At 59.0% G+C, this 12,639-nt stretch carries 9 protein-coding genes; 4 read left to right on the top strand and 5 right to left on the bottom strand.

The window, feature by feature from the left end; all coding sequences use genetic code 11:
* Positions 1-321 precede the first annotated feature (321 nt).
* Positions 322-1,986, top strand: coding sequence for an energy-dependent translational throttle protein EttA (gene ettA, locus CGA21_RS13470; protein WP_020798667.1), 1,665 nt, complete (start codon positions 322-324; stop codon positions 1,984-1,986).
* A 372-nt stretch (positions 1,987-2,358) separates the two neighbouring features.
* Positions 2,359-3,696 carry an NADP-specific glutamate dehydrogenase gene (gene gdhA / locus CGA21_RS13465; RefSeq protein WP_110751027.1) on the top strand — a complete coding sequence of 446 codons (1,338 nt, stop codon included), beginning with the start codon at positions 2,359-2,361 and terminating at the stop codon, positions 3,694-3,696.
* Here the strand turns inward: gdhA and CGA21_RS13460 are convergent.
* From CGA21_RS13460 to CGA21_RS13445, 4 genes are all read right to left on the bottom strand, one after another.
* The gene (locus tag CGA21_RS13460; protein WP_110751029.1) at positions 3,693-4,187 is read right to left on the bottom strand and encodes a GreA/GreB family elongation factor; all 495 of its coding nucleotides are present in this window, start codon (positions 4,185-4,187) and stop codon (positions 3,693-3,695) included. The two genes, gdhA and CGA21_RS13460, sit on opposite strands and share 4 nt — an antisense overlap.
* Before the next feature lie 70 nt (positions 4,188-4,257).
* A complete protein-coding gene (locus CGA21_RS13455) occupies positions 4,258-4,614 on the bottom strand; it encodes a hypothetical protein (protein WP_110751030.1) in 357 nt (118 codons plus the stop codon).
* A 217-nt stretch (positions 4,615-4,831) separates the two neighbouring features.
* Entirely contained in the window at positions 4,832-6,685 is a 1,854-nt protein-coding gene (locus tag CGA21_RS13450) for a DUF4105 domain-containing protein (protein WP_188264338.1), read from the bottom strand.
* 96 nt (positions 6,686-6,781) lie between these two features.
* Positions 6,782-7,270, bottom strand: coding sequence for a DUF3015 domain-containing protein (locus CGA21_RS13445; protein ID WP_020798660.1), 489 nt, complete (start codon positions 7,268-7,270; stop codon positions 6,782-6,784).
* A 279-nt stretch (positions 7,271-7,549) separates the two neighbouring features.
* Between CGA21_RS13445 and CGA21_RS13440 the strand changes: the two genes are divergently transcribed.
* Together CGA21_RS13440 and CGA21_RS13435 are read left to right on the top strand one after the other, a co-directional pair.
* The gene (locus CGA21_RS13440; protein WP_110751032.1) at positions 7,550-9,988 is read left to right on the top strand and encodes a Lon protease family protein; all 2,439 of its coding nucleotides are present in this window, start codon (positions 7,550-7,552) and stop codon (positions 9,986-9,988) included.
* A gap of 318 nt (positions 9,989-10,306) precedes the next feature.
* Entirely contained in the window at positions 10,307-10,648 is a 342-nt protein-coding gene (locus tag CGA21_RS13435) for a hypothetical protein (protein ID WP_008058253.1), read from the top strand.
* 5 nt (positions 10,649-10,653) lie between these two features.
* Here CGA21_RS13435 and CGA21_RS13430 read toward each other — a convergent pair whose 3' ends face one another.
* A complete protein-coding gene (locus tag CGA21_RS13430) occupies positions 10,654-12,483 on the bottom strand; it encodes a hypothetical protein (protein WP_188264337.1) in 1,830 nt (609 codons plus the stop codon).
* Positions 12,484-12,639: the final 156 nt, after the last annotated feature.

The following is a 12,639-nucleotide window of genomic DNA, read 5'->3' as shown; positions in this document are numbered from 1 at the left end:
TGCACGGGGGATCAGGGACGGAGGGACACTGGACAAACTGTAATCCTGCGGTTTGGCTGGACTGGCGCGACGTGCACTATAAGTCGGACGCCCGAAGGGCGGCTAGCATGCCTTGAGTTGTGGCGAAGTGCCAGTCCCGCTCGGCTGGACTGCCATCTGTCATTAAGGTAGCTTTGCCGGTTACGCGGGAGCGTTCCAGCTCCTAGAATCAGACTTTTTTCAGCGCCTGCGCATTGACCTCGTCAAGCGTACGTCGCGCATGGTCTGGCCGGGCATCGCCTGCGCTCTATTCATTCATCAGTCACTGACCCTAGGTTCTCCATGGCTCAATACGTATTCACCATGCATCGGCTGGGCAAAGTTGTTCCGCCGAAGCGGGAAATCCTGAAAAACATCTCCTTGTCGTTCTTCCCGGGCGCCAAGATCGGCGTACTCGGCCTCAACGGTTCGGGTAAGTCCACCCTGTTGAAAATCATGGCTGGCGTCGACACCGAGTTCGACGGCGAAGCCCGTCCGATGCCAGACCTGAACATCGGCTATCTGCCGCAAGAACCACAACTGGACCCGACCAAGACCGTGCGTGAAGTGGTCGAGGAAGCGGTCAGCGTGATCAAGGACGCCCAGGCGCGCCTGGACGAGGTCTACGCGGCCTACGCCGACCCGGATGCCGACTTCGACAAGCTGGCTGCCGAGCAGGCCAAGCTCGAAGCCATCCTGCAAGCCAGCGATGGCCATAACCTGGAGCGCCAGCTGGAAGTCGCCGCCGACGCGCTGCGCCTGCCGGCCTGGGACGCAAAAGTAGAACACCTGTCCGGTGGTGAAAAGCGTCGTGTGGCCCTGTGCCGCCTGCTGCTGTCCGCGCCGGACATGCTGCTGCTCGACGAACCGACCAACCACCTGGACGCCGACTCCGTTGCCTGGCTGGAGCACTTCCTGCACGACTTCCCGGGCACCGTGGTTGCGATCACGCACGACCGTTACTTCCTGGACAACGTCGCTGGCTGGATCCTGGAACTCGACCGCGGCGCGGGCATTCCGTACGAGGGCAACTATTCGGGTTGGCTGGAAGCCAAGTCCGATCGTCTGGCCCAGGAATCCAAGCAGCAGTCGGCTCACGAAAAAGCCATGAAGGAAGAACTGGAGTGGGTGCGCAAAGGCGCCAAGGCCCGTCAGTCGAAATCCAAGGCTCGTCTGCAACGCTTCGAGGAAATGCAATCGCAGGAATTCCAGAAGCGCAGCGAAACCAACGAGATCTACATCCCGGCCGGTCCACGCCTGGGCGACAAGGTCATCGAATTCAAGAACGTCACCAAGGGCTATGGCGATCGCGTATTGATCGACAACCTGTCGTTCTCCATGCCTAAAGGTGCCATCGTCGGCGTGATCGGCGGTAACGGTGCCGGTAAGTCGACCCTGTTCCGCATGCTGATGGGCAAGGAAACACCGGATTCGGGCAGCATCGAAGTCGGCGAAACCGTGCAGTTGGCTTGCGTGGACCAGAGCCGCGAAGACCTGGACGGCAGCAAGACCGTGTTCCAGCAAATCTCCGACGGTTCCGACCAGATCCGCATTGGTAACTACGAGATTCCGTCGCGCACTTACGTCGGCCGCTTCAACTTCAAGGGCGGCGACCAGCAGAAGTTCGTCAAGGACCTCTCCGGTGGTGAGCGTGGTCGCTTGCACCTGGCCCTGACCCTGAAAGAGGGCGGCAACGTCCTGTTGCTCGACGAACCGTCCAACGACCTCGACGTCGAAACCCTGCGTTCCCTGGAAGAAGCCCTGCTCGACTTCCCGGGCGCTGCCATTGTGATCTCTCACGATCGGTGGTTCCTTGACCGCGTCGCGACGCACATCCTGGCGTACGAAGATGACTCGCAAGCTGTGTTCTTCGAAGGTAACTACACCGAGTACGAAGCCGATCGCAAAAAGCGTCTTGGCGAAGCCGCTGCCCAGCCACACCGGGTACGACACAAGAAACTGGCCTGATCTGGGGTTGGTTGCATGAAAAAACGGAGCCTTCGGGGCTCCGTTTTTTTTTGTTCGTTTTCCAGTGGCACCGCGGTGTATTCATCGCAGGCAAGCCAGCTGCCACAGGGAATGGGTAATGCCCGGAAAGTGTGTACAACATCCAAACTGTGGGAGCTGGCTTGCCAGCGATGGTGGTGTTACTGATGGTGCGGGATTCAGGGAGGCTCTCCCTATTTAGGTGCAGAAATGGTCGATAATCGGACAAAATTTATATCAAGTGCACCATTTAATTTCATAAATGCGACATTCTGCTCTGTCCTAGTGCGCGTTTCGTTTGTTAAAGTCCGGCCCAATTTCTACCAATGACAATAAATTTGCCGAGACTTTTCCATGATCGAATCCGTCGAATCCTTCCTTGCCCGCCTGAAAAAGCGCGACCCGGACCAGCCTGAATTCCACCAGGCCGTCGAGGAAGTCTTGCGTAGCCTGTGGCCATTTCTCGAAGCCAATCCGCATTACCTGACCTCGGGCATCCTGGAGCGCATCTGCGAGCCGGAGCGAGCTGTCGTGTTCCGCGTGTCCTGGGTCGACGATCACGGCAAGGTGCAGGTCAATCGCGGTTTCCGTATCCAGATGAACAGCGCCATCGGCCCATACAAAGGCGGCTTGCGTTTCCATCCGTCGGTGAACCTGGGCGTCTTGAAGTTCCTGGCCTTCGAGCAGACCTTCAAGAACTCATTGACGTCGTTGCCCATGGGCGGCGGCAAAGGCGGTTCCGATTTCGACCCCAAAGGTAAAAGCGACGCCGAAGTCATGCGCTTCTGCCAGGCCTTCATGAGTGAGCTGTATCGCCACATTGGCGCCGATGTCGACGTGCCGGCCGGCGATATCGGCGTCGGTGCCCGTGAGATCGGCTTCCTGTTCGGTCAGTACAAGCGCCTGAGCAACCAGTTCACCAGCGTGTTGACCGGCAAGGGACCGAGCTATGGCGGCAGCCTGATTCGCCCTGAGGCCACCGGATTCGGTTGCGTGTACTTCGCCGAGGAAATGCTCAAGCGTCGCGGCGAAACCGTCGAAGGCAAACGTGTGGCGATCTCGGGTTCCGGTAACGTTGCGCAGTACGCGGCGCGCAAGGTCATGGACCTGGGCGGCAAGGTTGTTTCGCTGTCTGACTCCGAAGGCACGCTGTATTGCGAAAGCGGGCTGACCGAAGAGCAGTGGCAGGCAGTGCTTGAACTGAAAAACGTGCAGCGCGGACGCATCAGCGAGCTGGCGGGTCGTTTTGGCCTGGAGTTCCTGGCTGGCCAGCATCCGTGGGGGCTAGCTTGCGAGATCGCGTTGCCGTGCGCCACGCAAAACGAACTGGATGCCGATGCGGCACAGGCATTGCTGCGCAATGGCTGCTTCTGTGTAGCGGAGGGGGCGAACATGCCGACCACCCTCGAAGCCGTGGACCTGTTTATCGAAGCAGGCATCCTGTTCGCGCCGGGCAAGGCGTCCAATGCCGGTGGTGTTGCTGTCAGCGGTCTGGAGATGTCGCAGAACGCCATGCGTCTGCTATGGACCGGCGGTGAGGTGGACAGCAAGCTGCACGCCATCATGCAGTCGATCCATCACGCTTGCGTGCATTACGGTGAGGAGAATGGCCAGGTCAACTACGTCAAGGGTGCGAACATCGCCGGTTTCGTCAAAGTCGCCGACGCGATGCTGGCCCAAGGTGTGGTTTAACCCGGTTCGATACGAATGATCTCGATCGTTTGATCGCCGGCCGGGCGTTGCCACAGCACCTCGTCACCGAGTTGCGCCCCGAGCAGCGCCCGACCCAGCGGTGATCCCCAATTGATCAGGCCATGAGCTGCATCGGCCTGATCTTCGCCCACCAGTTGCACCCGGTGTTCGGCGTCATGTTCATCGGCGTAGGTTACCCGGCTGCCGATCTGCACTTTTTCGGTGGACGTGGCGACTGGTACGACCTGGGCGCTACCCAGGCGTTGCTTGAAATAACGCAGGTCGCGCTCCAGGTCGGCCAGGCGCTGCTTGTCGGCCTGATCGCCCTCCGCAGACTGCGCGGCGTGCAGGGCTTGCAGTTCGCCAACCTTGGCCTGCAGCAGTTTCAGGCCCTGTGGTGTGACGTAGTTGGGCTGCGCGCTGACTTGCCGTTCGACTGGCTGATCCGCTTGCGCAGCGGCGTTATCTTCATTGACGAATGCCCGGCTCATGGTTTTCTCCCGTTATAGGGTTTGGGCCATGCTCGCAGGCATTTGGTTGCACGGGATGTCTGAAAGCGACTTATGGCGAGCGATAGGCTCGGGCGGCATCCTGATCCTTCTGTTGTTCCCAGGCTTTGTCCCGTTCATTGAGGTGACTGTTGCGATAGTTGCCACGATCCTCGTTTTCGCGCATGGCCTGACATTGTCGGAAACCATCGCTCCAGCCTTCGGCGTAATTCTTGTCCTTCAGGTAGCGCGGGACGTTTTTGCGAAACTCGCCGGTAATGGCTCCGGCGGCCTGTCGACCACTGCTGCACCCATCATCGAAGCCGTCGGCGAATGCGGGTGGATAACCCTTGGCGATCAAATCTTCATGGGTTGTCTGGCAACCTGCGATCAACATCAACAAACTCAACACACCCGCGCAACGCCACATCTCGGACTCCCGGGGCCGTTTAACGGCCTATAGGGGAAGTCTAGGTGCGGGTTCGTCAGGTGTTTGTGGAAGGCCTGTGAAAAATCCATTCAACATCACAATCCCCTGTGGGAGCGAGCCTGCTCGCGAAGGCGGTGGATCAGCCGCCATCGATGTCGGCAGACAGTGCGCATTCGCGAGCAGGCTCGCTCCCACAGGGTGGATCGGTGAGTTTTGGTCAGTAGTGATACCACTTCACCTCTAGCATCACCTCATTCTCAGGGGTGGCCAGGTGGCTGAACTCGCGCTGGGCGCTCAGGCGCACACCGAGGTTGCGTGACAATTCCCACTGCTGGTTCAGGCTCAGGCTACGGCGCACTTCGCCATTGGTGAAGAAATCGCCTTTTGCCTCCAGGCTCAGATTGCCCAGCGGGTTTTTCCACAGCAGGCCGGTGTTGAAACCGGCCGCCGGCGATATGAATTCGGCGAAGTCATTGTTGTGCTCCACGCGCACGGTACCCAGGGCGAACCCCAGCATGTCGTCGCCCAGTTGCCAGGTTCCACCGCCGCCGCCATTGACGTGGCTGACCAGGGTTTCATCGTCATGCTTGCCCGGCACTCGCTCCAGGCCACCAGTGACCTGCCACGACAACGGTTGCAGCAACTCATTGCGCGGGGTCAGGGAGCGAATGGTCGCCAGGTCCAGTTGCTGCACCTGCCAGTCATTGCCTTCGTACTGACGCAGTTTCAATTGCAGGATCTCGATCTGTGCGCCGAGGGGGAAGCTTTCGGCGTTGTCATTGAGGTCGTGATAGGCCATGCGCAAGCCGTACTCGCCAAAGGCTCGGTCGCCACGGGTGCCCAGACCGGCCTGCCAGGTGCGCGACTCGTGGCCGTCCTCGGGCAGGCCAGGCTGCGGGATATCCAGTTCCGGTGCGGGATTTCGATTGATCGCCCGCAGTAACTCAAAGCTGCGCTGGGCCCGCTGCGGATCACGCTCCTGGCCGTTGGCGCGATAGCGTTCCAGGCGGTAGGCCGCATCGATAATCAGCGCCTGGCGGTCACGGGGTTGCGCCTTGAATTCGGGCGTTTGCAATTGATTCTGGTCGGCGCTGACTCTCAGTACCCACTGTTGTTCTTCATCGGTCAGTGGCTCGGCTCGGCTCAGCAATTCCCGTTCGCGAGACGGACGATACTGGATGGACTCCACCAGCCCTGCCTCTTTCACGGCCTTGACGGTATCGGTGGGAATGGCTGTCAGCGGGAATTGCTCGGTCAGGCGCAGGCTCGGACGCGCCACTTGCAGCAGTTCCAGCAAGCGATAGGAGCAGTTTTCGTCGAAGAAGAAATAGTCGAACTGAATCTGTTTCAGTTCCCAGACGTGCTCGACCATGCGCGCTGTTTCCTGCTGGGTCAGGTTCAGGCGGTACTCCCACAGGTCACGGTTCTCGAGACTGCGATATTCCGAGAGCTTTTCCTGGTAGGGCACCAGCGCAAACAGCCCCGGATAGCCCCCCATCAAGCCTTTCCAGGCGTACAGGATGCTGTTGTCGGAACCCTCGATGTAGGCGCCGAAGTTGATCGCGTAACTGAGCAGCGAGGTCTTGTCGCTTTGCACGTCCGCCTGATCGATGCGTAGCAACGTGTGGCCGAACATCGATGACGGGCTGTTCAGGTAGGCCGCCGGGAAGATCATCACCGCGCTGTGGGGCGAAACGTCCTTGAACCATTGCTTGAATTCGGCGCAGTCCAAAGCCGGCAGGTCGGTCAGGTTGAGTTGCGCCTTGAGCCAGCGGGTTCGTGCCGGGTAGACGCACTGCGCATGCTTTTCGCCGGCAGTGGCCGGGGCGTACAAGGCTTGCACGGTGGCCGCCAGTTCACGGTCCGGGTGTTCGTTGCCATCGGCGGCAAGAAAGAATTTCCTGTCGCTGACATAGCTTCGCCAGCCACCGAGCTTGGCGGTTTCGTAATGGCCCAGGGAAATCCAAAAGGGGTCGTTGGCCAGTTGCTGCAAACGTTGTGGATCGATGTGAGGCGCGGCGGACAGCGGGGCGCAGACACAGAGCGCCAGCCAGGCAAGGCGTTTGAGCATAATCAGCAACTTAAACAGGAAAAAAACAAAGACCCAAGGAGGGGGCAGGTCCAAAAAATAAACCCGCTTCCCGAAAGAAGCGGGGTGCGCTGGAGCTTAAGCCTGAGTTGCGTACTTGGCCAGACGAGGATCGCTCTTGAGAACGGCCAGGGTGTTGGTATGCACATCTTCCGCGGTCACGTCAGCTTTGCTGAAGATCTGCTGGAAGTGCTCGTGAGTGACGGCGGCGAAGTGCGCACGGTCTTCCGGCGCCACGCCCAGTACCACGGCGTAGGTGGTCAGCGCTTCGCCCTGACCTTTAGCCATGTCTTCGGACAGCTCGTTCATCATGCCATTCATGGCAAACCAGGATTTGCCGCCATAGGTCAGCGACGCGTTGGTCGAGCAACCGTTGGTACCGGAAGTCATACCAAATGTTGCGTTACCGGAAGTGCCGTTGGTGGTGGATGCCAGGAAGTGAGCCGGGGTGCCACGCTGACCTTCGAACAGCATGTTGCCCCAACCGCAATCCGGGCCGCCTGGCGCCTGAGCCATGGCGTTGATGGATACCGCGGTGAAGAGAGTACCAAGAAGAATCCGTTTCATAGCTTTGTTCTCTTTATGTGCAAACCAATGGACAAGGGTTCTGGCGCCTATCTCGCCAGTGTGGACTGGTTATTAATCCAGTCGCGCAGTTTGGAGTTTAGGCATGATCAAGGGGTTCCGTGATTTTTTGCCAAAAATTCGTTGAAATCGGTGATTTGGCGCCGCTCAACGCCGGGCTTTGGCCTTGACTATGCTTTGGCCTTAGGCGCTCCTTGCCAGTCAGGCATGGGCGGCGCCAGAATGCCGCTATCTGCCCCGCCTGATTGTTAAGGAAGCCCGATGCCTGATCCTGTTGCTGCCAGCTTGCGTCTAGCGCCTGAAGCGCTGACCCGTCCGTTTTCCGCTGAACAGTTCAGCTTCTCTACCACCAATGATCTGGAGCCCTTTCGCGGTGTGCTTGGCCAGGAACGTGCGGTCGAAGCCTTGCAGTTCGGTGTGGCCATGCCACGCCCCGGTTACAACGTATTCGTCATGGGCGAGCCCGGCACCGGTCGCTTCTCTTTCGTCAAACGCTACCTGAAGGCCGAAGGCAAACGCCTGCAGACCCCGGCGGACTGGGTCTACGTCAATAATTTCGATGAGCCGCGCGAACCGCGTGCCCTGGAACTGCCATCGGGCACCGCCGGTGCTTTCATCGGTGATATCAACGGCTTGATCGACAACCTGCTGGCGACCTTTCCGGCGGTGTTCGAGCATCCGTCCTACCAGCAGAAGAAAAGCGCCATCGACCGCGCCTTCAATCAGCGCTATGACAAGGCGCTGGACGTGATCGAGCGCCTGGCGCTGGAGAAAGACGTCGCGCTCTATCGCGATGCCAGCAATATCGCATTCACTCCGATGCTTGAAGGCAAGGCGTTGGATGAGGCCGAATTCGCTCAATTGCCAGAAGCCGAGCGCGATCGCTTCCACGATGATATTTCCAACCTCGAAGAGCGCCTGAACGAGGAACTCGCCAGCCTGCCGCAATGGAAGCGCGAGTCGAGCAATCAACTGCGCCACCTGAACGAAGAAACCATTACGCTGGCCCTGCAGCCATTGCTGTCGCCGTTGTCGGAGAAATACGCCGAGAACGCGGCGGTGTGCGGTTACCTGCAAGCGATGCAGGTGTATTTGCTCAAGACCGTGGTCGAGCAATTGGTCGACGACAGCAAGACCGATGCGGTCGCCCGCAAGCTACTGGAGGAACAATACGCGCCGAGCCTGGTGGTCGGGCATTCCGCCAGCGGTGGTGCCCCTGTCGTGTTCGAGCCGCATCCGACCTACGAGAACCTGTTCGGTCGCATCGAATACAGCACCGATCAGGGCGCGCTCTACACCACGTATCGGCAGTTGCGGCCGGGTGCGCTGCACCGGGCCAACGGCGGTTTCCTGATCCTTGAAGCGGATAAAATGCTCAGCGAGCCGTTCGTGTGGGATGCGCTGAAGCGCGCCCTGCAATCGCGCAAACTGAAAATGGAATCGCCACTGGGCGAGATGGGTCGTTTCGCTACCGTCACCCTGACGCCGCAGCATATTCCGTTGCAGGTCAAAGTCGTCATCATCGGCGCCCGCCAGCTCTACTACACGCTGCAGGACCTCGATCCGGACTTCCAGGAAATGTTTCGCGTCCTGGTGGATTTCGATGAAGACATTCCAATGGTCGACGAGAGCCTGGAACAGTTCGCCCAGTTGCTCAAGACCCGTACTTCCGAGGAGGGCATGGCGCCGTTGACCGCCGATGCGGTAGCGCGCCTGGCAACCTACAGCGCACGCCTGGCCGAGCATCAGGGGCGGTTGTCGGCACGCATCGGTGATCTGTTCCAGCTGGTCAGCGAGGCGGATTTCATTCGTCACCTGGCCTCGGATGAAATGACCGATGCCGGTCACATCGAGCGGGCACTCAAGGCCAAGGCCACCCGTACCGGACGTGTGTCGGCGCGCATTCTCGATGACATGCTGGCGGGGATCATCCTGATCGACACCGCGGGCGCGGCGGTCGGCAAGTGCAACGGCCTGACGGTGCTGGAAGTCGGCGACTCGGCCTTCGGTGTACCGGCGCGGATCTCCGCCACGGTGTATCCCGGTGGCAGCGGTATCGTCGACATCGAGCGTGAGGTCAACCTCGGTCAGCCGATCCACTCCAAAGGGGTGATGATTCTCACCGGTTACCTGGGCAGCCGTTACGCCCAGGAGTTTCCGCTGGCGATCTCCGCGAGCATTGCGCTGGAGCAGTCCTATGGCTACGTCGATGGTGACAGTGCTTCCCTGGGCGAGGCATGCACCCTGATCTCGGCCCTGTCGAAAACCCCGCTCAAGCAGTGCTTTGCGATTACCGGCTCGATCAACCAGTTCGGTGAAGTGCAGGCCGTGGGCGGCGTCAACGAGAAGATCGAGGGGTTCTTCCGTCTCTGCGAAGCCCGCGGGCTGACGGGCGAACAGGGAGCAATCATTCCCCACGCCAACGTTGCCACGCTGATGCTTGACGAGAAAGTGCTGGCCGCTGTGCGCGCCGGTCAGTTCCACGTCTACGCGGTGCGTCAGGCCGACGAGGCGCTCAGCCTGCTGGTGGGTGAGCCGGCGGGCGAGCCGGATGAAAATGGCGAGTTCCCTGAAGGTAGCGTCAACGCACGGGTGGTGGAGCGCTTGCGGGTGATCGCGGAGATGATCAGCGAAGATGACCTGAAAGAGGCAGAAAAGGAAATGGCGGTCGAGGCGCTGGTGGAGGCCAAGCCGGCCTGATGCAAACCTGAGCTTCATCTCGATCCATTGTGGGAGCGGGCTTGCTCGCGAAAGCGGACTTACAGTCAACATCGTTGTTGTCTGAATGACCGCTTTCGCGAGCAAGTCCGCTCCCACATTTGTCTTCGGGTAATCCTGGAAAAGTGCCATCACTCTGGCGCCAATATTCACACAGTGACCATTCGGCGCCTTCTGGTCTTACTTGACGTACTAGTCAAACTTTTCCTCTATTCTCTGCTCAAGGATATCGACAGTATCACTGGATCGAGACAGCCTTCCCGTGGAGGCTGAATACCGGATTTACCGAGGGTCGCCGCCATGCCGCGCAACCTCTGCCTCACTCGTCAATGTCTAGGTCTTGTGACTCGTATCGAATGCGCCATCCGCCCCCTGGCGGGCGATACGGGGATGTGGACCTTACTCTTCGCCGCCGGAATGGCCGGTGAACAACCTTCAGCCATCAAAGCCCAAGGCCCGTTCCATGGCCCTTTTGTGGCTGAGTCCATCCTCGATACCATCGTTGAAAGCCTGACCCTGCACGGCTATGAACTGGCCGATGACCCGCAGATCTGGTGCCTGCATCTGCAAGCCCAGTTGCGGGAAATCAACGGTGGTCGTTGTCGTAGCGTGGGTGGTTTCGAGTTCCGGCCCGAGCACTGACAGCGCTATTGGGCCTGGCTGGACATGTCAGCCTTGTCGAGCTTGACCTCAAAACCATATTGCACGGTGGCGAGGTCAGTTCGTTGATAGGTTTCCAGGCGCGTGGGTTGACCGTAGAAGTAATGCACGGCGAATAACGCGGGGCCTTCTGTGCTCGCGTCATGGCTGACCGCAAGAATTTCCTTCAGGTAATTGCCGCTGTCATCCTTGGCAAAAAAGCGCCAGTCCTGATCGGGAAACACTTTCGAATCCACCACCAGTGCATTGCCCTTGAGTTCAAGACCCTTGGGCAATTGATGGGCATCGAACATCTGCTTTTCGACAGTGGCCAGAAATAGCGGGATGGAGCCAACCACAAAGGCGGGTGTCTGTGGAAACAGGTTCAGGTCGTAGGTGATCGTGCCGCCCAAGGGGTCGACCTCATACGCCTCTGGTGGCAATTCGATCGACCCATCGCGCTTGCCGCTGCTGTCTTCGGTGAAGAAGCTGACCGGACTATCGCCCGGGTTGAAAGAGCTACCGAGCAATTCATCATTGAAGCTGAGCAGGTGAGTGAACTCGACGCGCGCAGCGCTGGGATCCTCGACCGATTGATTGATCCTGACGCCTTTTTTCAACTGTTCAGGGGTCAAGGTCGCGCCTTTGAGCCAGGTCGGGGCATTGTCGTCGTAGACCACCACCGGCAAGCTCAGCGGCTGGATGGTTTTCGCCGTGGTATGGCGGTCGAAGCGGCGTACCGGCAGGTCCAGGTCCTTGCGAGTCACCGTAACGCCGGAGAAATCCAGCAGGCTGACTTCAAGGGTTTCGATGGTCCCGTTGAAATACACCTTGGAGTAGTGGCGTTTCTGTTGTTTTTCGAAAGTTCGCTGCTCTTCATTGAGCTGTTTTTCCAGCGACTCGCTCCAGAGCTTCTGTTGCTGCAGCTTCGCCAGTTGTTTCTGGTAGAAGGCAATTTGCGCGGCATTCTCATTGATCGAGCCTGAGCGCGACAGAAACTGCCCGGTGGCGTCCCGGGCCTGGACAATCAGCGGATTCAACGGTGTTTCAGCAATCTCGGGGGCTGGCGGCTCGCTGTTGCTGAACTCGATTTCGGCGAAGTTGTCCGCAAGTTTCACCAAGGTGACGCTCAAGTTGTCGTTGGTGCGGGTCTGGCCGATGTCCTTTTTCGTCAGGTCAAAGCTGTAGAGCCGGCGCGGTGCAATGACTTCCACCTTGCCTTGCAGGCTCACCGGTTGTGGCTGATTCTTGATATCGACGTCCAGTCCTTCAATGAACGGATAGGTCACGGTCAAGTCGTCAGGGTTGGTCACGTTGGAGCTCGATGGGCTCAACTGAATGCCTGGGTCGGTTTCCGACCATTCCGGCTGGAAGGCGATGACCCGTTTGTTGCTCAGGGTGACCGACTGCCATTGCAGGCCATGGGGAAACAGAAACGCCGCCGGGATGCTGAAGTTGAAGGGAAACACCGGTTGCAGGTCCGTCAGGTAGTCGGAGCTGGAGTCCTTGTGCAGGACGAACAGGCCATTGATGTACGTGTCAACCAGGGCCTGTGGCGTTGGGTAGTGCTTGAGCACGGCGAGGGCGTCTTCACCGTATTCGGTTTCCACGGGCTTGCTGTCGAGCTTGAGTTGCGCGCGCTCAAGCAACAACAGCGAACCGCCCAGTTCGGCCACCGCATCCTTGAGTTTCGGGTCCTCGATGGCATCCAGGGACTTCTCGAACTGCGCAGTCTTTTCCTCGAGGCTGACCTGGCGTTTCTCGTCGCTGGGCGAGCAGGCGCTGATCAGCAGGGCCATGAAGATCCCGGCACTCGTTAATGGCAATCGCCCATCCATTTCCAGTCTTCCTGTCCGATGTCATTTTGCTGTCAATGGTTTGGACACTAGCAGAAAAAATTTGACACACACACGCAGGTAGCGGATTTCCCAATGGTTTCTGGGTATTACGGACGGCTGTTATACTCGCGGCCATTTCAAGTCCGCCTGTGAGAT

Origin of the sequence: Pseudomonas sp. PSB11 (genome assembly GCF_014596605.1) — a bacterium.
In the GTDB taxonomy this organism is placed as follows: Bacteria; Pseudomonadota; Gammaproteobacteria; order Pseudomonadales; family Pseudomonadaceae; genus Aquipseudomonas; species Aquipseudomonas umsongensis.
This window is presented reverse-complemented; position numbering and strand designations above follow the sequence as displayed.